The sequence below is a fragment of the Vibrio sp. 2017_1457_13 genome (genome assembly GCF_030851525.1).
Classification (GTDB): Bacteria; Pseudomonadota; Gammaproteobacteria; order Enterobacterales; family Vibrionaceae; genus Vibrio; species Vibrio metschnikovii.
The window spans coordinates 217,252-241,870 of the sequence record NZ_VHTA01000003.1 but is presented as its reverse complement, the minus strand read 5'-3'; the positions used below and the strand labels follow the sequence as shown (position 1 = coordinate 241,870).

Genomic DNA, 24,619 nt, shown 5'->3' with positions numbered 1-24,619 from the left:
CATTATGACGTCACGAATTCCGTTTTATCTATCCATATTGTTGTTAATTGTGGTGGGGATTACTTTAAGTGTCATGCGTCATCAAAGCTATGGTGTACCATGGACACCCGGTGAAACTCGCCAAGTCTGGGACATTGAAGCGCGAATTGAATTTAACGCGCAAGGTCGGGAAGTCAAAGTCTCTCTCGCCGCTCCTCATACCCAAGATGGCTTTACGTTGATTGGAGAGAATGCCTCTTCTCCGGGTTACGGTATCTCTTATGTCACTACAGAAAGTGGCCGACGTGCAGAGTGGACCATTCGTCAGGCCAAAGGTCCACAGACCATTTATTACAAAACTCAGTTCTTGGTGGACCCACAAGCGAACGCGATTCCTCTCCCGCCAAGCGCACCGATGGTTAAACCCACATTTGACGGTCCAGATGAAACCTCAGCCATCGCGCTTATCGAGCAGGCTAACCGTCGTTCAGCGGATGACGTTACCTTTACTCGCGAACTGATTAAAGCGCTCAACGAAGCAGAAAATCAAAACGCCGCCTTACTGCTCAATAAAATGAGTAAAGTCGACGCGGCGCAAAAACTCCTTTCGTATGCACAAATTCCTAATAAAGTGGTTGGCGTCATTCGCCTAGAAGACGGGCGTCGGCGTCAATCGATCCAACATATGAATCAAGTCTGGGACGGCAGTAAATGGGTGCTGTTTAATCCAGAAACTGGCACGCAACCGACTCAACCGAATTTGTTGGTGTGGGATGAATCGAATGTTTCTTTACTTGATGTGATGGGTGGACAAAACAGCCAAGTGCATTTCACGATGATTGCGCAAGATGTCTCTCCTCAACAAGCCACCAACAGTAAAGTCAGCGCCGATGGATTATTAAACCTATCCATTCATAGCTTACCGCTTGAAGAACAAGCGATGTTTAAAAATATTATGCTGATCCCTATCGGCGCACTGATTGTGGTTTTTTTACGTGTGATCATTGGCTTAAAAACCTCGGGCACTTTTATGCCCGTTTTGATTGCCGTCGCGTTTGTGCAGACCCAATTAACCACGGGGATCATCGGGTTTTTATTGATTGTCGGCACAGGCTTAATCATTCGTAGCTATCTCTCTAAGTTAAACTTATTGCTGGTCGCCCGAATATCGGCGGTGATTATCTCGGTGATTTTAATCATTTCAATGTTTACTGTCGTCGCATTCAAAATCGGCCTGACCGAAGGCTTAACGATTACGTTCTTCCCAATGATCATCTTATCTTGGACCATTGAACGGATGTCTATCCTTTGGGAAGAGGAAGGCGCTAAAGAAGTGATTCTGCAAGGTGGTGGCTCGTTATTGACTGCCGTACTGATTTATTTAGCCATGACTAACCCTTATGTGCAGCACTTAACTTTCAACTTTATCGGATTACAGTTAATTGTCTTAGCAGGCATTTTATTATTGGGAACGTATACCGGTTATCGCTTAACCGAACTGCGTCGCTTTAAACCCTTGGTAGACGGAGATTAATATGTTTTTTTCTCTTTCTGAATACACCTCCCCTTTCAAGCTACGCCGTAAGGGGATCATGGGCATGAATAAGCGTAATCATAGCTATATTGGTCGCTATAATGATCGCTCCAAATACCCTCTGGTTGACGATAAGCTGCAAACAAAACTGATTGCTCAACGCGCAGGTTGTACGGTGCCAAAGCTGATTGGCGTGATCAGCAACCAAGGCGATGTTAGGCGTATTCACGAGATGGTCAAAGAGTGGCCGGGCTTTGTTATCAAACCGGCACGAGGCAGTGGCGGCAAAGGTATCTTAGTCATCACCTCACACAAAGATGGCATTTACACCAAGCCCTCTGGCTCGACCATTAATAAAGAAGATGTGGAACGGCACGTCAGTAACGCTTTAGCTGGTCTCTTCTCGCTGGGTGGTAAAAATGACGTTGTCGTGATCGAAAACCTAATCAAATTTGATGACTGCTTTGATGGTTTCAGCTATGAAGGCGTTCCCGATGTACGGATCATCGTCTTTAAAGGCTACCCAGTAATGGCAATGATGCGGCTTTCTACCTCGGCTTCAGATGGCAAGGCTAACTTACACCAAGGAGCGGTGGGAGTGGGCGTTGATCTCGGATCGGGTAAAGCGGTACGTGCTGTACAGTTCAATCGCCCAGTGACCCATCATCCCGATACCGGAAGATCATTATCTGAGCTTACGGTACCGCATTGGGAACGCTTATTAACCTTAGCGGCCAGTGCATGGGAAATGACCGGTTTAGGTTATATTGGAACTGATATGGTCCTTGATAAAGAAGAAGGTCCGATGGTGCTTGAGCTTAATGCCCGCCCAGGTTTAGCGATTCAAACCGCTAATGGTGCTGGCTTACTACCAAGGTTACAGCATATTGAAAGCATCGGATCACCACTGATTTATCCAACACCAGCCGAGCGAGTGGCTTATGCCGCGAAACAATTTGGGCTAAAAAACGGGTAATACTCATTAGATTGATTACCGCCATTCAATTAACGGTGGACAACTAAGTTTGCAGCTCGACAATAAAGTTCGAAACTTTTCGATGATTTTTTGTCGTAGTTTACCTTTTACTCTGACAAGGTTTTATCCAGAACCATACTGAAGGGCAATGACCGTAACGCAGATTTGCCCCGAAATGTGTTACGCCGTTAAAAACGAAATCTGTGTAGTCACACTTTTTCTTAGGGTAGCCACGTTGATTGAGTCTAAGTTTCAATCTTTATTGTTACATTTGGTCTCTGGTAGCCGCGATGGAAGCGAGCTTCGGAAGCAGAAAGGTTTCAAACTTTAATGTTCTCCTACATCAATACCCGTTCAGCGAAGACAACAATGATCATAAAAAAGCGCCTTATCATCAAGGCGCTTTTTATTTACAAGTGACTCAGCTTAGCTGACAGCATCGGCCAGTGGCAAAGACTCATTTTTTGGTTTTTCACTAGTAAAGCCACGCAGTCCGACCACATGCACGTGTTCATGATCTTTAAATACCTTACGCACCAGTTTATAGGTGGTCCCTCTTTCTGGGCTGATATTTTCTGGCGCCGCAATCAATAATTGCATATCCAAACGTTCACACAGTTCAAATAGCGTTGCTATTGATTTAGCATCTAAACGTGCTGCCTCATCTAAGAACAATAAACGGCATGGGATAATATCTTTACTGCGTAGACGACGAGACTCTTCTTCCCAGCTCTGTACGACCATCAGTAAGATAGATTGGCCAGTACCAATGGCTTCACCCGTTGACAATGCGCCCGATTCGGCTTGTAACCATCCATCTGAACCACGATTAACTTCAACACTCAACTCAAGATAGTTACGATAATCGAGTAGCTCTTCACCTAATATTTGTGGTGAACGCTGCCCCATATCGATGTGTGGATTGACGCGCTGGAATAACTTCGCCATCGCTTCTGAGAAGGTATAACGTGAGCTTTCAAACAGATCTTTATGTTGAGCCTGCTGCTCGGCTAAACCACTGAGCAGAACTTCATGGCTTTCACGAACTTTGACATTTAAACGCACACCATTCACTTGCCCAAAAGCAATATTCGAAAGCCCTTGGTTGAGCATGCGAATACGGTTTTGTTCACGTTGAATGGTTTTACGAATAATACTCGCCACCGAATCTGAGCTGATCGCTAAGCGGTTTTCCCGCTGAGTCAGCTCTTCTGTTAGGCGAGCTAGCTCGACTTCCATCTCTTCAATCGCTTCAACAGGGTCATCGGTACGAATAATATCTTGTCGAATGCGCTCACGTAAGTGCTGATAAACCGCAATGTAAAACAGTACTTTACGTTCAGGATAAGCATTATCCTCCGAGAGACGCAGCGCATCACGCAGCGCCTCATTATTCGCCACGGCAAGACGTAGCGCCCCGAGTGATTTATCCGACATGGAGCGTAACTCATCAGCCGATAAATAAGCCAATTCACGTTTATGCAAACGACGTTCAACATCATTTTGGCGGGCTAAACGAAGAACCGCACACCACCCAGCTTTGGCATTAACAACGAAAGTACGTAAATCTTGATACTCTTTTTCTAATTTTTTCAATCGCTTGGCAAGCGATTTCATCTCAATTTCGGTTGAGGTGATTGTCCGCTCATAGTGACTCTTACGGCTACGAGAGCTGTGCAAACGTTCATGCAGCTCATCACGGCGCTGCTGAGCTCTGAATAATGCGTTTTCATCTGGATGTACGCCAAACTCCTGTAGCTCTTGCTTAAACTCTTGCATTGTTTCCAATTTAGCCTGATGAGCACTTTTCAACGATGCCAACACTTGGTTGTACTGATTGAATTGCGCTTGCGCTTGTTTTAACTCTTCGCGAGTACGCTGACGCAGGCTCTCAGCTTGAACTAACTTAGCTTTTAACTGCTCACTGAGTTCGCTACTTTGATTGAGAAGATCCACCGAATCTGCGTAAGCAAAGTGGTGGCGACGTTCAACCAAATCAGCGAGGGCAAAAATTTGTGTTTTGAGTTGTTGCAGCCCGCGATCCGCTGCAAGATATTGCTGTTCTAAGACTTCAAACTGCTCAGGATCAACCTCTAACGCTGAAGCAATCGGCGCCAGTTGTTCAACCGTTTTACCATGATCATGAAGCCAAGCTTTCGCTTCCACTAACTGAGCTAACTTGGCGTCAATATCTGCGGCTCGTTGGGTTAATCCAGATTCAGACAACAAGCGTAAATGAGGCGCAATATTCTCTAATAGTGCTAATGCCTGTTTACTCAGTTGACGTCGACTGGTTTGTTGCTGTTGTTGATGCTCTAACTCGACTAACTGGCGAGCAAGATGATTGAGCGCGTCACGAGCTTGACTGAGTGCTTGTTCAGGATCCGACTCAAACGCAACCTGCAAATGCTGAGCAACAAAATCATTAAAACTGCGGTATAAGCGCTGTAACTTTTGTGAATCAAACGCGGCCTTAGCATGCGCTTCGACGACTTCATCACGCTCATCGCGCAGTAGCTCTAAACGTTGCTCACGAGCTGCACGCCCAAACAGTGGGATTTTTGGAAAACGGGAATAGCGCATTTGACGCTGATTGAGCTGAACACAGACCGCACCTTCTAATTCTGCGGCATTAAATGAGCTATCATCGAACGCATCAATATCGCCCTCAATCAGATAAAGATCTTCTGGACAGTCGTCTAACTCGACCAGTTTTTCTTTGATGCCTGAAAGATCAGAGACCACAATCGCGTGACGAGCCGGACCGTACATAGCACTGAAGTACGGCGCATCTTCTAACGTTATGTCATCATAAATTTCAGAAAGTAGAACGCCACCAAGGGTATCGGCAAGGCCTTTAAGGCGAGGATCATTCGATCCGCCCGGTGAAGCCAAGCGTTCGATATCTTTCTCTAATTGCTCACGACGTTGAGCTAACGCATCTTTCTGAGCCGATTGGTGTTTTTCACGCTCTAAAATGCTTTGCATCTCAGTCATTACCGACTGTCGACTGTCTAAACCCGCCCCACTTTGCTCACGCAATAGCTGCAATGCTTCTATCGCTTGATGCCAAGCTGGCGCTTTTAGCTCCAACTGTTTGATAGCATTGCGTTGTTCTTGTTCAAGACCACGCTGTTGACTACGCTGATCGCGTAGCACTTCTTGTGCCTCATCAAGCTCTTCTAACAGAGCGAGATGCTTCTCGCGTTCTTGCTGCAATTGGGATGGATCATCAATCATCACCTGAAATTGCTGGTGATAATCAGTCACCGATTGACGCACAGATTGTTGCTGTTCGATACGGTGCTGTAAATCGCGCTGCTGTTCATACCAAAGCGCTTCATTCTGTACGAGTTGCTGTGCTTGCTGTGCTTGAGCGAGTAATTGGTTTGCATGCTCTGCCGCTTGGCTACGAGTGACCTCACCTAAAACGCGGCTCACTAAATGTAAGGCTTCGTTAAACCGCGCGGAAGCGGCCGAAGACATATCGAGCTTATGTTTAACCGCCAGTAATTCGTGGGTGGTTGACTCTTGGCGTGCGCTCAGCTCAATCATCACCGTCTGAGCACTTTCTGCCGTCAAGCTATCATCAGCGAGCTGCTGACGTGCTTTTGCCAAGGCTTGCATTGCTTGTTGATACTGCAAAGCGCGCGTTTGCTGAATGTCCAACGCTTGCTGATAATCCGCAAGCTGAGTTTTCAGACTATCGACTTCCTCTTCAGCCGCAGTGGCTTGGTCTTCAGCCATCACTAAGCGTTCTTGCGCTTCTTCAACCACCATTAGCTGCTCTTCAAGACGCAGACTCAACTCTTCAAGATCGTCTTGATAACGGGCGATTTTTTCTTGCTGACGAAGGGCATTTTGTACTAACTGCAGATGATCGGCTGCACTTTGATGATCCTGTTCTAGCGCAGCTTCTTGTTCAAGCAGCGTTTCCAGCTCTTCGTGCACTTGATTCAATAGCCGATTGTGTTCCAGAAGCGTATCTCGAGCGCTGAATAACTCTTGGCGTAACGTCAACGTTTGCTGCACTTTACTGCGACGTTCATTGGCGTGACGCATGTAGTCTGCGGCAACATATTGGGTCGATTCGGTGATTAAATGTTTGAACAGATCACGATCGGCTTGGGTGTTTTTAATCGCTTCCAGCGTCATGCGGTTTTCTCGCAGCGCTGACTCCATATCTTGAAACGCTTTTTTCACCCCACCATTTTGTGGCAGTAAGTAATCGCGTAATGAACGGGTAATCGCGCTGGAAATACCGCCGTACAAAGACGCTTCAATGAGGCGATAAAACTTTGATCGATCGCTGCTATTACGCAGCTTTTTTGGTACCACACCAAATTCAAACATGTGGCTATGATAATCGACGATGGAACTGAACGATTTAAAATGCGCACCTTCAATAGCATGAACGGCATCTTTGACTTCATTGAGCTGTCTCACTCGAGCGTGTTGATCAGAAACACTTTCAATCAAAATATCCGTCGGTTTGATATGGCTAGGTAAACCCTGAATCACAAAGGGTTTAATATCGACTTTTTTATCACGGCCGGCAACTTGTTGAAGTTTTACTGCAAACAGTAAGCGTTGATGGCGAGAATTGACCACATCCAATGCCGCATAGCAGGCGCCAGGTTGTAATTTACCGTACAGGCCTTTATCACGAGAGGCTTGAGAGCTGCCCGCTTCTGTGGTATTTCGAAAATGCAGTAAACTTTGATCGGGAATTAATGCGGTGATAAACGCCGCCATCGTGGTTGATTTACCCGCCCCATTGCCGCCCGATAACGTCGTCACCAAATTATCAATATCAAAAGTACGTGCGAAAAAGCCGTTCCAATTGATCATGGTCAGCGATTGATACTTACCTCTTTCAATCATGCTTCATCTTCCCATAATGTCGGTTGATCTTCATGTTGTTCGTCAGCAGATACCGTATCCAATAAGCTTTGCTGACTGGGCTCTTGACTATGAACAACGGCTTCACCATCTCGTATCAAACGCAATTGCGCTTGACGTAAATCGTCGCCAATACGCACATCGGCCCCAAAACGAAATACCGCTTCGGTAATTCTAAATTTGGTGGTTTCGCCAAGGTGGATAATCATCCCTAGGCGGCGTAAACGACGTAACGAAGTGCGGACTTTTTCAAACAGTTTCTCTTTATCTAAATCTGAACCTTGCGCACGATTGGTCGCAAGCTTCATCAATTTCTTCTCATCGGTCAAACTCAATAACTCTTCATAGAGTTCTTGATACGTGAATAAGCCTTCATGGGCAAGACGCTCTGGGCTTAGATATAAGAAGCACAGCACCTTACCAACCAGCATATCTAATTCAGACAAAACACTGCGATTGATCAATGAGGTAGAGCGTGGACGTAAGTAAAAAAAGCCCTCGGGCGCACGAACTAACTCAGTATTGTAGCGCTGATAAAAAAGTGCTAACTCTGGCTCAAAATCACTGAGAAACGCATGGTTATCTAAATCATCGCTGGACACATGGCGCCCTGCGCGTAATTGGCTGTCTAAAGCCGGAAAAAGCGGGTTAACAATCGCTTTAGCCAGATTCTCTGGCATATAGTGGTTAATATCGGTCAATGACATTAGCTTGTACCTTTGCACCAAATTGGTTAATCGCTTGCCAATCAGGTTGAATGGCTTGATAGTCGGATTGTGAATACCCCAAGCGAACGGCTTGGTCGACAACAATACGGGCTAGATCGAAATGATGAGTTCTTGGGTGTGCGGCAAGATAATCACGCAGCACATGACCAAGGTTGATCGGTTGGCCCTGTTGTTTATGGCTCTGAAGCATCCCAGCAATACGCTCTGCAAGCTCATCGTGAACCTTTTGAAACGTTTCATATTCGACAGCTGGGGGAATGTGGCCGGTCACTTCTTCATCTCGTAACATCAGAGTTTCATCGCGTAAATCAGACAAACGCTCGGCCTCGGCATAAGTGAGCAGCCAAGGTTGAGAAAAGTAATCGTGCAGCGACTGGCGTAAACGTTGGCTGAAAGCGCGATTTTGATCCATATCTATCGCCGTGCGAATGAACTTATGCACATGGCGGTCATAACCAATCCATAAATCGATCGCTTGTTGTCCCCAACTGATGATTCGGTCTAATTTCATTTGCAGCACAAACAGCACTTCATCGATAAACTCTAATTCTGGATCGCCGTAAACAATCTCTTGAATATCAAGAATTTGAGTTTGTAATTCGTCGCCTGCGGCTTGAAGCGTATCTTGTAGCTCTCGTAACGTCGATGAGGTTTCAGACAATAAACTTTCACAGTTATGAATCGCTTCTCGCCAATCTTTATTCAATAGATCGGCAATTTGTTGTTTCACGGATTGCTGCTGCTCGTCTAAAACGCGTTGGTTGAGATCGATGCGATCAAAGATTTCACTCACCGAGTATTTTAATACCCCGTAAACATTCTTTTTCCAATGCGCAGGTGTCCCCCCTTGCTGAGCGGAGTTGGCGGCTTTAGCCATTTCATCCGCTAACAAGGAAAGTTGAATAGAGAGTTTTAATTTCGAAAACTGACGATGACGAACATAATAATCGGTAATGCCAATCGCCAAAGGCGACAAGCGATAAATGCTCGCGCCATCGGTGACCTCACTAGTAAAACGACTGAGCAAACGCTGTTTAACCAGTTCATTAATAGCATTATTAGCCCGAAATGCAGAGACATCACCCGTTTCAGTAAATAGGCGGCTAACAATCGCAAACGCATCATGCAATTCCCCCTCCCCTAATTCTTCATCGAATTTTTCATGGCTCAATACCGCAATCGCTATCAAAAACGCCAGCCGTTCAGCAGGTAAGTTCAAAGAAAAATCGTGCTGCTTCACCCAACTGACGAGTTCATCAATCGGTTGTTCAGTCGCATTGTGAGTCATATCACTCATTGTTCTTCCTGTGGTTGTTTCCTAGCCCAAACATGGATGTAGCGTCCTAAAGATAGATAAGGCTCTTGGCGGCAAAATTGTTGCTCCAATGCCAAAAGGTCTGCAAACTCAAACTCGCCCATATTGGTCATATTGCCGATATAATCGCTAAAGCAACGAATGCCTGACTTACCCATAATTTGACATCCAGCATGTTCAATCCACTGATACACATCAGCCGGGAGCAGCCCTTTTTGTGGCTGTAATTTAAATCGTTTACGATGTGGCATGCCATTTAAAATATGCGGAATATTGCCACATACCGCATTTTTATAAACTAAGCCATGTTGGTTGTAAAACATCACCGAAACCATACCGCCAGGACGCACCAGTGCTAACAGCTGCTGTAAAGCCTCTTGTGGTTCCGTCAACCACTCCATCACCGCATGAAATAAGATGATGTCAACGGGCTCAGTCAAATGTTGCTGCACAGATTGTACGGGAGAATGCACAAAGCGAAATCTCTCCAGTAATCCATGGTCGGTCACCTCTTGTTTGGCTAAATCGAGCATCTCTTGCGAGAGGTCACACAAGGTGATTTGATGGCCAAGCATGGCGAGTTTTTGCGACATTTGCGCCAAGCCCCCTCCCGCATCCAAAATATGCAGGGGCGTTGTCTGACCGTTAAAATGGGTCAAAATTTGCATGAGATCATCCCAAACAATGACTTGACGAATCTCGCCTTTGTCAGAGCCGTAAATATTTTTTGCAAATTTGTGGGCAATATCGTCGAAATTGCGATCTTCAGTCACAGTGGCTTGAGTTATGATAATAAATCGTGCTGCTATTCTGTCATAGGAATGGCAGGAATAAAGGACCTTTCGCTGATTTTATTATCAAGTGCTGTTTTTTCGGACTATTTAATCTATGTTTGAGCTGAAAAAAATCGTTTCTTCTCTACTGATGCCATTACCAGCACTGCTGATGATTGGTTTTATCGGCTTGATGCTGATTATGTTTACCGCAAAGCGAAAGACTGGCTGCTTAGTGGTTCTATTTTGTTTGTCTAGTTTATTGGTTATTTCTTTTCAACCAGTATCCAGTCGCTTATTAATGCCTTTAGAGCGTCAGTACAGCGCTTTTTTACCCATTGAGGGTACTATCGATTATGTTATGGTTTTAGGTAATGGCCATGTCGTCGATGATAGCATCCCACCAACCTCTGAACTTACCCGAGCCGCGTTAATGCGTCTTAGCGAAGGAATTCGAGTAATGCGGATGTACCCTGGCGCAAAACTGATCCTATCGGGTTATGCAGGCGGGAGTGAAATGAGTCATGCACGCATGCTGGCTAAAGTGGCGCTTGCGCTTGGTGTTGCAAAATCAGACATTATTTTGCTCGAAACGGCGCAAGATACGTGGGAAGAAGCAAGACAAGCGGCCGCTTTTGTTCAGCAGCGCACTCTGGTTCTGGTCACCTCGGCCAGCCACATGCCCCGTGCAATGAATGAATTTCAATCTGCAGGGCTAACGCCTATCCCTGCGCCGACAAATTATCTTGCCCAAACGAATATCAGCCAAGCTTGGGATAAATATATTCCGAGAGCGCTCTATTTAGAACAAACTGAGCGGTATTGGTATGAAACCATGGGGCTAATATGGCAAGCCATGCGCGATTGGGTGAGCCATGAACCCAAATTGAATGAATCATCGCCTGCTGTAGAGGGTGATTGATATTCTTGTTATAAGCGGCATCGTCGAAAAAGTGGTTTGGTGCACAACTTGATAAACATTGTGCACATTTAACATCAATTGGAAGGATTATGGGCCGAATTTGATTGCGAGTTACTGCGTTGCAGTCTAGAATCTTGCTGGTTATTAACAAGATTAAATGTAACCAATAGGCCGCTATTTAACAGCGGTTTTTGTGTTTTTATTACTTTTAGGCTGACGTTAGCCTATACCCGAAGAATGAGACGTTGTAAAAAGGCAGCATCGACAGTGCTTAAAACAAACCTCTCTCCTATCACGATCTCCTAACAGGGCGATTGCACTTTCGGGACATAACTACTGCTCTAGTTACCTAACGCCGAGCAGTCACCGACAGGATAATTTTATGGCTACGATTAAAGACGTTGCACGCCTAGCAGGCGTATCGACAACAACCGTATCTCATGTCATCAATAAAACACGTTTTGTGGCAGAAACCACTCAAGAAAAAGTCTTGGACGCGGTTAAACAGCTGAATTATGCACCAAGCGCCGTCGCACGCAGCTTAAAATGTAACACCACGCGTACGATCGGTATGCTGGTGACTCAATCCACCAATCTATTCTTTTCTGAAGTGATCGATGGTGTTGAAAGCTATTGCTATCGCCAAGGCTATACGCTGATCCTCTGTAATACCGGGGGTATCTACGAGAAACAACGTGACTATATTCGCATGCTTGCTGAAAAGCGGGTCGACGGTATGTTGGTCATGTGCTCCGATTTAACGGAAGAGTTACTTGAGATGTTAGAGAGTCATCCCTCGATCCCTAAAGTTATTATGGATTGGGGCCCGCAAACATCACAAGCCGATAAGATCATTGATAACTCTGAAGAAGGGGGTTATCTAGCAACGAAATATTTGATCGAAAATGGGCACACTGAAATTGCTTGTCTAAGTGGTCACTTTGTTAAAGCCGCCTGTCAAGAACGTATCGCAGGCTTTCGGCGTGCCATGGCAGAAGCCAACCTAACGGTAAAAGAAGATTGGATTTTAGAAGGCAATTTCGAATGCGATACTGCCGTTCTAGCCGCGGATAAAATCATTGCTATGGATACACGCCCGAGCGCGGTATTCTGCTTTAATGATACCATGGCATTAGGTCTGATCAGCCGTTTACAGCAACGTGGCATACGCGTACCAGACGATATGTCAGTCATTGGTTATGATAATATTGAGTTAGCCGAATATTTTTCTCCGCCACTGACCACGGTCCATCAACCTAAACGCCGTGTTGGGAAAAATGCGTTTGAAATATTGTTGGAGCGCATCAAAGATAAAGAACACGAAAGACGTATTTTTGAAATGCACCCTGAAATCGTGGAACGTGACTCAGTCAAAAAACTCACCGCTAAATAGATAACCACTTCATTGACCCATTGTTGAGCAAAAAAGACTTCAAACCCAATCGTAGCCTTAGCGCCACGATTGGGGGGCAATCTTTGCCTAATTCAAATCAAAATGAAACAAACATCATATAAACAATCACTGAGTGTGATATTTATTCAATGATTTGTTTATTTTATACATCCACGTTATACTATTTTGTCAATAATGAAACGTGTCACGCACAGGGCAAACCATTTGAAAAGATGGGACGCAAAGCCTCCGGCCTAAACCATAGTGGTAGGTAGCGGGGTTGCCGATGACAAAATAGCCAAAACAAGCAGTCAACTCCCCCTATTATTATGCTTTTTGACGTTTTGCTATTTTCTCGGACCTGATTTTGCTGGCGAATTGCTTAATACACCGAGAATGACAGCATGGATAAACCGGTATTAAAAGATTCAATGCGGCTATTCGAACTGCTTGGCCAGGTCAAGTCGCGCTCAATGTTTGGTGGCTTCGGAATTTTTGTCGATGACACTATGTTCGCTTTAGTCGTCAACAATCAACTCCATCTTCGAGCTGACGATGAATCCGCTAAAGTTTTTACCGAAAGAGGCTATCTGCCCTACGTTTATAAAAAACGGGGCTTTCCTGTGGTAACTAAGTACTTTGCTTTACCTGATACCTGTTGGCTTGATCCAACGACCATTTTGCAGGAAGCAACCGTGGCCTTACGTCAAGCCAAATCGGAGCGAGAGCAGCAAGAGCAGACTAAACCCACTCGTCTTAAAGATCTGCCTAACCTACGTTTAGCAACCGAAAGAATGCTCAAAAAAGCAGGTATTCATTCCGTTGATCAGTTGCAACAAACGGGTGCTGTCGCCGCTTATCAGGCGATCAGACAAAGTCACTCATCTGATGTCAGTTTAGAGTTATTGTGGGCGTTAGAAGGGGCAATCGAAGGTAAACATTGGTCGGTTATCCCTCCAAGTCGTCGTGAAGAATTGAAAAAAAACCTGTTTTAATTTTGATATCTAGCCCGCTCACTGAGAATCAGTAGCGGGTATATCTACCAATCATAACACCTCCTAATAAGCATCATGATTCCTTGACCTTAATCATTTCGATATCGTTTGCACAATTGAAGCTGACAGCTCGCCAACCCTTTCCTCTAATCTCTATCAATATAAATCAACAACATGATTGGCTTAAGACAAGCATAGCTGCCCAACAATCGTGCCATTCAATCAGTTGATACTGAGATTAAGTCACTGAATGAGATAAAGTCGTTGCTGTACTTTGCCGCTGGATAAATTGAATCGACAGCTGGTTAAACAACTCCGGTTGTTCGACATTACAAACATGACCACAATTTGGGAGTTCCAACAGTTCACTCTGTCGATGCGCGGCGACCATTTCGCGCACTGGGCGAATAAACATATAGTCGCGCTCCCCCATTAAATACAAGGTGGGAATAGGCAACTCTCGATCTTTGAAATAACGCATCAATGGATTGACTTCCGCCGTCAATGTAAACCAACGTTTAAACTCTTGCTGACACAATTTTTTAGCTTCTCGAACGAACAGATGACGAGACTCTTTCTGACTGCGTTGCGGCATGACAATATAAGCAAACAGTCGATATAACCACATGTAGGGAATGAGATGTTTACTGAGATGGCCTAACTTCACCAAAAGCTGAGAGCGGATATTCAAACGAGTGACAGCGCCACCTAATACCATAGAGCGAACTCGCTGGGCGGACAATTCGGCAATATTACGCACGATAATAGTCCCCAGTGACATCCCGACAAAATGGGCTGAAGCTATTTTTAAGTGATCCAGCACCTTAAGTACATCAATGGTTACTGTCTTAAAGGTGTATCGATTAGCAATCAGATCTTTGATAAGACGATGAGATTTTCCATGGCCGCGTAAATCAATCAGTAGCAGATTAAAATGCTGCTTATACGCTTTGATCTGCTTAAACCAAATAGACGAGCTTCCACCCGCCCCATGCACAAACACCACCCATTCTCGGCTGGTTGGATGTGGATAAACTTTATGAAACAGTAAAGATTGAGACATGGATACCACAGAAAATCAAAATCATTGATACTGAGAGATTAGCATATTTTAGTGTCAAAAATCGTTTTTGAGTTGTAAAAATCTATTGTTGTTAAACGGGCGATTGGTAAACCGACGGGGAAACTCCCCATCGGTATAAAGGAAAGTGATTAGAAAAGAAAAGACGATGGTAGCCGATCAACAAGCATTGACGCTTCCCGTCTTCATAGACATTTAGTCAAAAATGGCTAAGCGGTACATTTTAAGGTATTCAAGAGCAGACTCACGCCAGCCAAAATCTCTGCTCATCGCTCGTATTTGAACGTTAAGCATCTCTTCAGGTTGCTGTAGATAAAACAGCAACGCCCTCTGCATCGTGATCAATAATGCCGCTGGTGACGGCTCTTGAAAACCAAACCCCGTCGCTTGCTGAGGGTATTTATCATAATCTTGTACGGTATCTTTTAAACCTCCAACCTCGCGTACGATAGGTAAAGTACCATAAGCCATACTGTAGATTTGGTTTAGTCCACAAGCTTCAAATTCTGAGGGCATGAGAAAAAAATCCGAGCCCGCTTCAACTAAATGAGCCAAACGATTGCTGTAAGTCTCAACAAACCCTAACTTATCAGGATAATGCGCAGCAATTTTATGTAATGCCGCCGCAATCTCCGGTTCACCGGTGCCGACGATCACCACTTGTACCTGATTACGCAAAAACGACTCAAGAATAGGCAATAAATAATGAAATCCTTTTTGATGAGTCAAACGGCATACCATGCCAAACATCGGTGTCGTCACTTGTGGTAAATTTAACTCTTGCTGCAAGGCAAGCTTGCTGGCTGATTTTCCTAGAGTGAGCGATTGTCGTTCCGCATGGTAAGTCTGAGGAATATAACGATCCGTCAAAGGGCTCCATTCAGAATAATCGCATCCATTGACAATCCCATGCAGATCTCGCGCACGGCGCACAAAATCATCCACCAATCCGTGAGAACCTAACGGCGTCAACAGTTCAGAAGCATAATTAGGACTCACCGCATTGATTTTATCGGCAAAAGCAATACCAGCTCGTAGCATGCTAACATGATCATGTCCGTACTGTAGAAACTCCATCCCAGAGAGATTTAACTCGGGGATAACTTCCAATTGGTAATAGGAAAAAATACCTTTGAAAATGGCATTATGAATAGTCAGCACCGACTTAACGCCGAAAAAGTGTGGGTCTTCACGGTAGCGAGTTTTTAATAAAAAAGGCACTAAACCTGTATGCCAATCATTGGCATGGATGATGGTTGGCTTAATATTCAGCTTGGGCAAAATATCCAGACACGCCGCCGAGAAAAAACCAAAACGCTCACCGTTGTCCGTGTAAGCTTGATTGTGCTCCGCATACATTTCTGGTCGATCAAAGTAAACATCACAATCAATCAGGTAAACCACAACACCGTCGAGCTCACCCTGCCTTACTTGATAGCGAGTATGAGGCCAGTGGGTTAACTCGGTTTCGAGTATGATGGGTAAATCCATTTTATTTGGAATTGAACGATAAGCAGGTAGCACAATGGCTACCTGGTGACCTAACTCCTGTAATGCTTTTGGTAAAGCTTTGGCAACGTCGGCTAAGCCTCCGCTCTTCACTAAGCCTTCTGCTTCGGATACAACAAACCAAATATTCATTTTTTCAAGATTAGAATCCAACTTTCATTCCTTTTTCGATGACTACAATGCCTTCATCAGAGACATGGAAGCGCTGCTTATCTAATTGTAGATCTTCCCCAATCACCGTTCCTGGAGCAATTTCGACGTCCTTATCGATAATCGTGCGTTTAATCGTACAACCAGCGCCAATTTTGACATCACCAAGAATAATCGATTCACTGATCCATGAACCTGCACCGATATTGGTTCGAAAACCTAACACCGATTTATAAATTTTTGCACCTTGGATATAACTTCCCGCTGAAATTAAACTATCGGTAATACAAACCTTTTTCTCTCCTTCATTAGCAAAGGTCGCTGGTGGCAACGGTGGATAATGAGTATGTAAAGGCCAACTGCGGTTGTAAAGAGAAAATGGCGCATCTTTTTGCAATAAGTCCATATGCGCAGACCAATAAGATTCAATCGTGCCAACATCACGCCAGTAGGCTTCGCCCTTCTCACCTTTGATTTTATTGGTTGAGAAATCATAAACGAAGACTTCACCCTGCGGAAACATTTTAGGGATAATATCTTTACCAAAATCATGGCTAGACTCTGGGTTTACCGCATCTTCACGTAATTCACGGCATAACGTATCGGTATCAAAAATGTAGTTACCCATTGATACTAATGCCCACTCAGGCTCGCCCGGTATCGATTTAGGGTGTTGAGGTTTTTCTTCAAAACCAATCATCTTCCCCGTAACATCTACCTCTATCACCCCAAATTGTGACGCTTGGGCAAGAGGCATACGAATGGCAGAGACGGTCAGTTTGGCTTCCATTCGACGATGGAAATCAAGCATCTGACGAATATCCATTTTATAGATATGATCAGAACCAAAGATACAGACATCATCGGCTTCAGAAATTTCAATGAAACGTAAGTTCTGATAAATAGCATCGGCCGTTCCTTCGTACCAACGTTTACCATCACGCATCTGGGCAGGTATGGAATCAATAAAGCTGCCACGCAAGCTAGAGACGTTCCAGCCTTTTTTCATATGCAGATAAAGGGATTGCGATTTGAACTGTGTTAATACATACACTCGCATTAAATCTGCATTAATAAAATTGTTTAGAGCGAAATCTATCAAGCGATAACTACCACCAAATGGCACGGCAGGTTTAGTACGCGATTCAGTTAAAGGCTTCAATCTTGAGCCTTCACCACCAGCCAGAATCATTCCTAGTACACCGGTCATTGTTATTCTCCATTAAGTTTTATTGATTATCGTCATGTCAATACTATTGGGGGGATGACGATACTATCCTTAGTTTATTACGGCCTTTCGGCCAACCACGAAAAGTGCAATTGGTTGTGTATTACTTTATAGCGTTTGCATAAAAATACAAATGGCAATTGTCTATTTTGAGCCAGTAAAACAGCCAATCGGTTGAACTCCTAATCTTGTTCACAATTAAGGCATCATAACGTTATGAAATTGCATTTTTATGTTTCATTTTTGGTAACGAAAAATAACGACTATTTATTGATGATGAGAAAAATAGGATGAAAATTGGGGGATAATTTTGCTTGAAAAAGCACACCGATTCTCCATTAAGAATGACTTACTAGGAAAACATTGAGGCAGCCAATGGCTGCCTCAATGTTGTTATCGATAAGAAAAATTTCTCTTATTTGGCTGACTTTCGTTTGTCCGTCACTTGCCAGTGACCATCGTCATAGATTGCCGTCCAACCGGAAGGTTTACCATTTACTTCCGTGCGTACGTAATGCTCTTTACTCTTACGACTAAACCGTACCACCGCAGCAAGCCCATCGGGATCATGAGTGGGAGCCGTCGCTAGATATTGGTACTTTTCAGGTAAACGTTGTTTAAAACGCTGTAACTCTTCAACAAGAGGCGCTCGTGTTTCACGAGATTTCGGAAAATTACTGGCGGCTAAGAATAGTCCAGAAGCACCGTCACGTAGCACAAAATAGGCATCTGAGTTTTCACACGGCAGTTCAGGGAAATGAACCGGATCTTCTTTAGGAGGAGCAACTTCGCCGTTTCTCAATATCTTTCGAGTGTTCTTACAGTTGTCATTGGTGCAGTCCATGTACTTACCAAAACGTCCAGTTTTTAACACCATATCTGATGAACATTTATCACACTCAACAACGGGACCGTCGTAACCTTTAACTTTGAACTCACCGGTTTCAACGACATAACCTTCACAGTTTGGGTTATTACCGCAAACATGTAGTTTACGTTGACCATCAATCAGATAAGCGTCCATCGCCGTTTCACAAATCGGACAACGTTTTTTCGCTCGTAACGCTGCCGTTTCGACATCTTCCTCAAGAACATTGATAATGCCATCTTCATCGCCCAAATTAATCGTCGTTTTACAACGTTCTTTCGGAGGCAAAGCATAACCTGAACAACCGAGGAAGACCCCCGTTGAAGCCGTTCTGATCCCCATAGGACGAGAACAGGTTGGGCACATAATATTGGTCATGACAATATGGTTAGGCTTCATACCACCGTGATCTTCGTCCTGCTCGGCTTGCTCTAAATCACCACTAAAATCAACGAAGAAGGCATCCAATACTTGTTTCCAATTCGCTTCACCTTCTGCAATTTGGTCAAGTTTTTCTTCCATCCGAGCAGTAAAATCATAGTTCATTAGATCGGTAAAACTACCATCGAGACGATCGGTCACGATTTCGCCCATTTTCTCTGCATAAAAACGGCGCTGATCAACTTTCACGTAGCCACGATCTTGAATGGTAGAAATGATCGATGCGTAGGTCGATGGACGCCCAATACCACGCTTTTCTAATTCTTTGACTAATGCGGCTTCCGTAAAACGTGCTGGCGGTTTGGTAAAATGCTGCTTAGGATCAAGTTTCTCAAGAGTAAGTACTTCACCGACTTGAACTGCGGGTAAAATTTGATCTTCATTTTTACCAAGTGGACGCTGTACGCGAGTCCAGCCATCGAACTTCAAAATCCGTCCTTTCGCTTTCAACGTATACTCATCTGCTTTAACACTGATGGTGGTTGAATCGTACTGGGCGGGGGTCATTTGACAAGCGACAAATTGATTCCAAATCAGAGCATAAATCTTATGTGCATCCGCTTCCATCCCTTGTAAGTCATCGGCTTTGACATTAACGTCGGAAGGACGAATCGCTTCGTGCGCCTCTTGAGCCCCTTTCTTGCTACCATAGACAATCGCTTGTTGTGGCAGATACTGTGGACCAAATTGCTGCTCGATAAACTGACGGGCTGATTCTACCGCCTCGCCACTTAAATTAGTCGAGTCAGTACGCATATAAGTAATGTAACCCGCTTCATACAAGCGTTGTGCCAACATCATGGTTTTCTTCACGCCATAGCCTAAACGTGTACTGGCGGCTTGCTGAAGCGTTGAGGTGATGAAAGGTGCACTAGGCTTACTGCTGGTAGGTTTATCTTCGCGTTTACAAACTTCAAAGCGCGCTTTTTGTAACACTGAAAGCGCGGCTTGAGTTTCAGCCTCATTGGTCGGCTTAAAAGCAGAGCCCGCTTGTTGAGCCACCATCAAACGAAAATCATCTTGCGTACTGGTTTTTGTGTCCGCATGAATATCCCAAAACTCTTCAGGAATAAACGCTTTGATCTCACGCTCACGCTCAACTAAAAGTTTTACGGCTACCGACTGCACACGACCAGCAGAAAGGCCACGAGCCACTTTTTTCCATAATAATGGCGAGACCATAAAGCCTACAACGCGATCCATAAAACGACGCGCTTGTTGAGCATTAACGCCATCCATGTTCAGCTCTCCCGGTTGCTCAAAGGCTTGCTGAATGGCATTTTTAGTAATTTCGTTAAACACTACCCGCTTATAGCGCTCTTCATCACCACCGATGATCTCACGTAGGTGCCAAGCGATAGCTTCTCCTTCGCGATCCAAATCGGTTGCGAGATAAACGCAATCGGCGTCTTTAGCTAATTTCTGTAGCTCAGCGACCACTTTTTCTTTGCCTGGGAGAATTTGATAGTTCGCTTCCCAACCTTGAAAAGGATTCACTCCCATTTTCTTAATCAGAGCGGTCCGTTCTTTTTCTTTTTTTAAACGCTCTTTTTCTTCCAAAGAAAGTGCTTTATTCGCTGCTGGTGTCGCTTTTTTAGCCGTGGTAGTAGTTTGACCTGCCGTAGGCAGATCGCGGACATGACCGACACTAGACTTAACAATAAAGTCTTTACCAAGGTATTTATTGATTGTTTTAGCCTTGGCTGGCGATTCCACTATAACGAGTGATTTACCCATAATTTGATTCAAATGCCCTTAATCACACTGCGAGTAATAAATCGCATGATGTTCTAAAAATATTGCTTCTTTTTTTACTATCGAGCCAGTTAAGCAGAAGATCAACCTGTTTTTGAAAAAAAACGCTTGTTTGCTCGACAAATCGACGAAACCGCATTCGCAAGACAAAATTAGCCTCATAGTAAAGAGAGTCTGTTTTAGGCGCGACCATTAATCTAGAAAATATGTTGTTAATCACAAAATCAGGCAAAATTGTCTTTTATCCATTTCCTGTTTATGATCATGGTTTTTACATGACACAATTCTACAATCACGTTATCAATTGCTAGACAGTCGGTATCTACTGGGCAGCAGCATAGAGAAACGTAATACCGAGAGCAAGTAAATCAAAGAACAACCTAAAATAAAGAGAACAATATGCAGACCAAACAACCCATCAATGAATTCGATTTATTACTCATAGCCAATCAATTAATTCAAGAACACGATAACTATATAGAGGGAATGCGCACGACCAGCGTAGAAGAAAAAGACGGCGTATTGGTATTTAAAGGTGAGTATTTTCTTGACCCTCAAGGTCTGCCAAGTGAAAAAACAACCGCCGTTTTTAATATGTTTAAATATTTAGCTCATCATCTTTCAAAACAATTTACCCTTAAAAAACAATAAAAGCCTCTATATTGAGGCTTTTTCCGTGGTGACGCTGAACATTTATTTTCCTAATTAACTCAGTGAGATAACTGGGCAAATTTCTCAAAATAATCAGGAAAAGTTTTTGATGTACACTTTGGATCATTAATCGTCACTGGTGTCTCACCAAGCGCGACTAAAGAAAAGCACATCGCCATGCGATGATCGTCGTAGGTATCGATTGTCGCATGTTGTAAATGGCTTGGCGGGGTGATGATAATGTAGTCCTCACCTTCTTCGACCTGAGCACCAACTTTACGCAGTTCTGTTGCCATCGCGGTTAGCCGATCGGTCTCTTTAACTCGCCAATTGTAAACATTACGAATCGCCGTTGACCCTTTAGCAAATAGAGCCGTCGTAGCAATTGTCATCGCAGCATCAGGAATAGCATTAAAGTCTAAATCGACCGCAGTTAACTCTCCACGACGAGCAATCACATAATCGTCTCCCCATTCAATTTGTGCGCCCATTTTCTCTAACGCATAAGCAAACTGGACATCGCCTTGAATACTATTTTTACCAATGCCTGTCACTTTAACTTGACCGCCTTTTATCGCGGCAGCAGCAAGAAAATAAGAAGCAGAAGAAGCGTCGCCTTCAACCAGAAAATCACCAGGAGAAACATACGATTGACCAGCAGGAATCACAAATTGCTGATAGTTGTGATTGATCACCTGAACACCAAATTGTTGCATCAGATGTAACGTAATATCGATATACGGTTTTGAAACTAACTCGCCTTCAATATCAATAGTCACGGTGCCTTCTGCTAATGGTGCCGACATTAAGAAGGCCGTTAAAAATTGGCTGGAAATAGAACCGTCAATCGAAACATGACTCGCCTTTAATCCGGTTCCTTGAATACGCAATGGAGGATAATGCTCATTTTCCAAATACTCGATATTTGCCCCCGCTTGACGCAAAGCCTCCACCAAATGGCCTATTGGTCGCTCTTTCATTCGTGGCTCACCCGTGAGAACAAACTCACCACGCCCCAAGCACAATGCTGCAGCCAATGGGCGCATTGCCGTCCCGGCATTACCGAGAAAGAGTTCTTGTAAACCATCGATTACAAAGGGTTGACCTAACCCCTCTACTTCACACTGTGTTTTATCCGCTGAAAGCCGATACTTAACACCCAATTGGCTCAATGCATTGAGCATATGGCGGATATCATCACTGTCGAGTAAATTGGTTAAGCGTGTCGTTCCGGTGGCTAATGCGGCTAACAGAAGCACTCGATTTGAAACGCTTTTTGAACCTGGCAAATTAACTTCACCATTAATATTTGCAATAGGCTGTAAGGTAAGACTTTCCATTAAACGTGTATTTCCTTGCACTGTCATCATAACCATTAATATTGAAGGCAGTAAAATTCTTGATACTGGCAGACTAACCAAAATCTTTTATCCTCGCTAGTCTTTATCCATCGCTCAATACAAAAAATCTTGCTTATCTTTCTTTATCCACTCTCACACCATCTGAGAAGTACAAGATTCTTACTAAATCACCTCGGTTAAAGATCATTTGGTTATCGAGATCTTGAATAACATCAATCAATTGACCATCGTTCGTTCTAATCAATAGCTCAACCAATTTATACTCAATAAGATGAGTTTTATTTCCATGATGATGAGCAACACCCGCACCAGCTGCTGCACCAACCGCCGTGGCAACTTGTTTACCTCGACCATCACCAAACTGATGACCGACAAGGCCTCCAACTACCGCACCAAGCAATGTTTCCCAGCCCTTTGATTTTGAATGTATAATCTCTTGCTGGGTAATATAACGGACGGTTTCTACTTGCCCAAAAACGACATCATTAACCGGTCTCGCCTGATTTCGTTGATACGCAGCATTGGCAAACAGAGGAAAAATCAATAAGATCCATATCCACTTTGTCATTTTTTACTCCTATTAGGATAAGTTGGTTAAGTAATGGCACTCTATCTCACTGAATTAGCGAGTGATAATTTCGATTTCCCCTCGCCTTTACTTGCCTCAGATGAGCCTAATGGCCTACTGGCTTTTGGTGGGAGTTTGCATCCCGATCGTCTTATTTCAGCTTACCACAATGGTATCTTCCCATGGTATGGCCCTGGCGAACCCATTCTTTGGTGGAGTCCCTCCCCACGTGCCGTGTTTTTTCCTAAGACCTTTAAACCAGCAAAAAGTGTGCAAAAATTTCAACGCAAACACACTTATCGAGTCAGTTTAAATCATGATACGGCACGTGTGATTGAATTATGTGCAGCAGTACGTCCTGCTGAGCAAACTTGGTTAAATGCGGATATGCGTTCATCCTATCAACAACTTGCCAAGCAAGGCATTTGCCATTCCGTTGAAGTGTGGCGTGATGATACCTTAGTGGGTGGGCTATACGGCATTCAAGTCGGGCAGCTCTTTTGTGGTGAATCGATGTTTAGTTTAGCTGATAACGCATCAAAAATCGGTTTTTGGTATTTCTGTGTCCATTTTGCACGCTGTGGTGGGCAATTAATCGATTGCCAAGTCATGAACCCACATCTTCGCTCATTAGGTGCCGTTGAATTACCACGTGACCAATTTTTAGATTCATTGCTATCCTTAAAGCAAGGTCAGGTAACAGATCACTGCTTTCAACCTCAATGGTTATCTCTTACCGTTAACGACTCATCGAAGGAGTCGCTATGAGTTCTGATTTACAGCAAATACGCATTGGTTTAACCAGTAATCATCCCTGCAGTTATTTAGCCGATCGTATGGAGCGAGTCGCCGTTGCCATGGAGCCTCACATGCAGAGCCCAGAAAACTATGAGCTACTGCTAGCCAATGGTTTTCGACGCAGTGGTGACATTATCTATAAGCCTCATTGCGATCATTGCCAAGCTTGCCAAGCTCTGCGCGTATCAGTGAGTGAATTCACCCCATCGAAAAGTCAAAAACGCCTGCTCAAACAAGTACAATCTCGTTATCGGTGGCAATTAAAACCAGAGATGGATCAAGATTGGTTTACGCTCTATTCTCGTTACATCGAAGCGCGTCATAACAGCGGTACTATGTATCCTCCTCGCCGTGATGAATTTGCTAAATTTGCTAATTCGGACTGGTTAGATACACAATACTTACATCTCTATTTGGATGATCAGTTAGTCGCTGTCGCTATCACCGATATTCTCCCGAGTAGTGCGAGTGCATTTTACACCTTCTTTGATCCCGATAGTTCCCTATCTTTAGGAACATTGGGCGTTCTTAGTCAACTTGAGCTTGCTAAAACCATGAACAAACAGTGGCTTTATTTGGGATATCAAATTGATGAATGCCCAGCGATGAACTACAAAGTACGCTTCAGAGCACATCAAAAGCTAGTCAAACAGCGTTGGCAAGGGTAGAATACGCCCCAAGTTTACATATTG

The 24,619-nt window shown here is 44.1% G+C and carries 18 protein-coding genes and 1 riboswitch; of the genes, 8 read left to right on the top strand and 10 right to left on the bottom strand.

The genetic code is table 11. The annotated features are described in order from the left end of the window. Positions 1 to 4: 4 nt before the first annotated feature. Together FKN88_RS05535 and FKN88_RS05530 are read left to right on the top strand one after the other, a co-directional pair. Complete coding sequence (locus FKN88_RS05535; RefSeq protein ID WP_154167941.1) at positions 5 to 1,513, top strand: inactive transglutaminase family protein; 1,509 nt, start codon at positions 5 to 7, stop codon at positions 1,511 to 1,513. A gap of 1 nt (position 1,514) precedes the next feature. Continuing rightward, positions 1,515 to 2,489, top strand: coding sequence for an alpha-L-glutamate ligase-like protein (locus tag FKN88_RS05530; RefSeq protein WP_212752362.1), 975 nt, complete (start codon positions 1,515 to 1,517; stop codon positions 2,487 to 2,489). Between the two features lie 426 nt (positions 2,490 to 2,915). On the opposite strand, the gene mukB is transcribed toward FKN88_RS05530, so the two are convergent. The 4 genes from mukB to cmoM are packed head-to-tail and all read right to left on the bottom strand — an operon-like array spanning position 2,916 to position 10,207. Next, positions 2,916 to 7,373: a chromosome partition protein MukB gene (gene mukB / locus FKN88_RS05525; protein ID WP_154167937.1), complete on the bottom strand. Its 4,458-nt coding sequence runs from the start codon at positions 7,371 to 7,373 to the stop codon at positions 2,916 to 2,918. Next, a complete protein-coding gene (mukE, locus tag FKN88_RS05520; protein ID WP_004395095.1) occupies positions 7,370 to 8,098 on the bottom strand; it encodes a chromosome partition protein MukE in 729 nt (242 codons plus the stop codon). The genes mukB and mukE overlap by 4 nt, the downstream gene beginning before the upstream one ends. After that, entirely contained in the window at positions 8,079 to 9,416 is a 1,338-nt protein-coding gene (mukF, locus tag FKN88_RS05515; RefSeq protein ID WP_161426348.1) for a chromosome partition protein MukF, read from the bottom strand. The genes mukE and mukF overlap by 20 nt, the downstream gene beginning before the upstream one ends. Next, on the bottom strand, positions 9,413 to 10,207 hold the full coding sequence (cmoM, locus tag FKN88_RS05510; protein ID WP_154167935.1) for a tRNA uridine 5-oxyacetic acid(34) methyltransferase CmoM: 795 nt from the start codon (positions 10,205 to 10,207) through the stop codon (positions 9,413 to 9,415). Before cmoM ends, mukF begins: the two co-directional genes overlap by 4 nt. Before the next feature lie 115 nt (positions 10,208 to 10,322). On the opposite strand from cmoM, the gene elyC reads away from it, so the two are divergent. From elyC to FKN88_RS05495, 3 genes are all read left to right on the top strand, one after another. Next, positions 10,323 to 11,129 (top strand): envelope biogenesis factor ElyC, encoded by an 807-nt coding sequence (gene elyC, locus FKN88_RS05505; protein WP_154167933.1) that lies wholly within the window; start codon positions 10,323 to 10,325, stop codon positions 11,127 to 11,129. A 382-nt stretch (positions 11,130 to 11,511) separates the two neighbouring features. After that, positions 11,512 to 12,522, top strand: a complete 1,011-nt coding sequence (gene purR / locus FKN88_RS05500) for an HTH-type transcriptional repressor PurR (protein ID WP_154167931.1) — start codon at positions 11,512 to 11,514, stop codon at positions 12,520 to 12,522. Between the two features lie 205 nt (positions 12,523 to 12,727). Further along, positions 12,728 to 12,810: riboswitch (cyclic di-GMP riboswitch) on the top strand. A 116-nt stretch (positions 12,811 to 12,926) separates the two neighbouring features. Further along, positions 12,927 to 13,517: a TfoX/Sxy family DNA transformation protein gene (locus tag FKN88_RS05495; RefSeq protein WP_040904243.1), complete on the top strand. Its 591-nt coding sequence runs from the start codon at positions 12,927 to 12,929 to the stop codon at positions 13,515 to 13,517. Between the two features lie 238 nt (positions 13,518 to 13,755). Here the strand turns inward: FKN88_RS05495 and FKN88_RS05490 are convergent, their stop codons facing one another. The 4 genes from FKN88_RS05490 to topA form a co-directional block, all read right to left on the bottom strand. Next, positions 13,756 to 14,580: an alpha/beta fold hydrolase gene (locus tag FKN88_RS05490; protein ID WP_004395089.1), complete on the bottom strand. Its 825-nt coding sequence runs from the start codon at positions 14,578 to 14,580 to the stop codon at positions 13,756 to 13,758. A gap of 213 nt (positions 14,581 to 14,793) precedes the next feature. Further along, on the bottom strand, positions 14,794 to 16,239 hold the full coding sequence (gene glgA, locus FKN88_RS05485) for a glycogen synthase GlgA (RefSeq protein WP_040904783.1): 1,446 nt from the start codon (positions 16,237 to 16,239) through the stop codon (positions 14,794 to 14,796). A gap of 10 nt (positions 16,240 to 16,249) precedes the next feature. Then, positions 16,250 to 17,467 (bottom strand): glucose-1-phosphate adenylyltransferase, encoded by a 1,218-nt coding sequence (glgC, locus tag FKN88_RS05480; RefSeq protein WP_154167929.1) that lies wholly within the window; start codon positions 17,465 to 17,467, stop codon positions 16,250 to 16,252. 433 nt (positions 17,468 to 17,900) lie between these two features. Then, positions 17,901 to 20,531 carry a type I DNA topoisomerase gene (topA, locus tag FKN88_RS05475; RefSeq protein ID WP_004395085.1) on the bottom strand — a complete coding sequence of 877 codons (2,631 nt, stop codon included), beginning with the start codon at positions 20,529 to 20,531 and terminating at the stop codon, positions 17,901 to 17,903. A 417-nt stretch (positions 20,532 to 20,948) separates the two neighbouring features. Between topA and FKN88_RS05470 the strand changes: the two genes are divergently transcribed. After that, on the top strand, positions 20,949 to 21,200 hold the full coding sequence (locus FKN88_RS05470; protein ID WP_154167927.1) for a YciN family protein: 252 nt from the start codon (positions 20,949 to 20,951) through the stop codon (positions 21,198 to 21,200). Positions 21,201 to 21,259: 59 nt separating this feature from the next. Here the strand turns inward: FKN88_RS05470 and aroA are convergent, their stop codons facing one another. Then, entirely contained in the window at positions 21,260 to 22,540 is a 1,281-nt protein-coding gene (gene aroA, locus FKN88_RS05465) for a 3-phosphoshikimate 1-carboxyvinyltransferase (protein ID WP_154167925.1), read from the bottom strand. A gap of 133 nt (positions 22,541 to 22,673) precedes the next feature. Beyond that, positions 22,674 to 23,129: a glycine zipper 2TM domain-containing protein gene (locus tag FKN88_RS05460; protein WP_040904237.1), complete on the bottom strand. Its 456-nt coding sequence runs from the start codon at positions 23,127 to 23,129 to the stop codon at positions 22,674 to 22,676. 33 nt (positions 23,130 to 23,162) lie between these two features. On the opposite strand from FKN88_RS05460, the gene aat reads away from it, so the two are divergent. Further along, positions 23,163 to 23,897 carry a leucyl/phenylalanyl-tRNA--protein transferase gene (gene aat, locus FKN88_RS05455; RefSeq protein ID WP_154167923.1) on the top strand — a complete coding sequence of 245 codons (735 nt, stop codon included), beginning with the start codon at positions 23,163 to 23,165 and terminating at the stop codon, positions 23,895 to 23,897. Further along, positions 23,894 to 24,595 carry an arginyltransferase gene (locus FKN88_RS05450; RefSeq protein WP_154167921.1) on the top strand — a complete coding sequence of 234 codons (702 nt, stop codon included), beginning with the start codon at positions 23,894 to 23,896 and terminating at the stop codon, positions 24,593 to 24,595. The genes aat and FKN88_RS05450 overlap by 4 nt, the downstream gene beginning before the upstream one ends. Positions 24,596 to 24,619 lie beyond the last annotated feature (24 nt).

What these genes read in the sequence shown, in the direction of transcription:
- FKN88_RS05535 (WP_154167941.1), top strand. Translation starts at nt 5, where the DNA reads ATGACGTCACGAATTCCGTTTTATCTATCCATATTGTTGTTAATTGTG.
- FKN88_RS05530 (WP_212752362.1), top strand. Translation starts at nt 1,515, where the DNA reads ATGTTTTTTTCTCTTTCTGAATACACCTCCCCTTTCAAGCTACGCCGT.
- mukB (WP_154167937.1), bottom strand. Translation starts at nt 7,373, where the DNA reads ATGATTGAAAGAGGTAAGTATCAATCGCTGACCATGATCAATTGGAAC.
- mukE (WP_004395095.1), bottom strand. Translation starts at nt 8,098, where the DNA reads ATGTCATTGACCGATATTAACCACTATATGCCAGAGAATCTGGCTAAA.
- mukF (WP_161426348.1), bottom strand. Translation starts at nt 9,416, where the DNA reads ATGAGTGATATGACTCACAATGCGACTGAACAACCGATTGATGAACTC.
- elyC (WP_154167933.1), top strand. Translation starts at nt 10,323, where the DNA reads ATGTTTGAGCTGAAAAAAATCGTTTCTTCTCTACTGATGCCATTACCA.
- purR (WP_154167931.1), top strand. Translation starts at nt 11,512, where the DNA reads ATGGCTACGATTAAAGACGTTGCACGCCTAGCAGGCGTATCGACAACA.
- FKN88_RS05495 (WP_040904243.1), top strand. Translation starts at nt 12,927, where the DNA reads ATGGATAAACCGGTATTAAAAGATTCAATGCGGCTATTCGAACTGCTT.
- FKN88_RS05490 (WP_004395089.1), bottom strand. Translation starts at nt 14,580, where the DNA reads ATGTCTCAATCTTTACTGTTTCATAAAGTTTATCCACATCCAACCAGC.
- glgA (WP_040904783.1), bottom strand. Translation starts at nt 16,239, where the DNA reads ATGAATATTTGGTTTGTTGTATCCGAAGCAGAAGGCTTAGTGAAGAGC.
- glgC (WP_154167929.1), bottom strand. Translation starts at nt 17,467, where the DNA reads ATGACCGGTGTACTAGGAATGATTCTGGCTGGTGGTGAAGGCTCAAGA.
- topA (WP_004395085.1), bottom strand. Translation starts at nt 20,531, where the DNA reads ATGGGTAAATCACTCGTTATAGTGGAATCGCCAGCCAAGGCTAAAACA.
- FKN88_RS05470 (WP_154167927.1), top strand. Translation starts at nt 20,949, where the DNA reads ATGCAGACCAAACAACCCATCAATGAATTCGATTTATTACTCATAGCC.
- aroA (WP_154167925.1), bottom strand. Translation starts at nt 22,540, where the DNA reads ATGGAAAGTCTTACCTTACAGCCTATTGCAAATATTAATGGTGAAGTT.
- FKN88_RS05460 (WP_040904237.1), bottom strand. Translation starts at nt 23,129, where the DNA reads ATGACAAAGTGGATATGGATCTTATTGATTTTTCCTCTGTTTGCCAAT.
- aat (WP_154167923.1), top strand. Translation starts at nt 23,163, where the DNA reads ATGGCACTCTATCTCACTGAATTAGCGAGTGATAATTTCGATTTCCCC.
- FKN88_RS05450 (WP_154167921.1), top strand. Translation starts at nt 23,894, where the DNA reads ATGAGTTCTGATTTACAGCAAATACGCATTGGTTTAACCAGTAATCAT.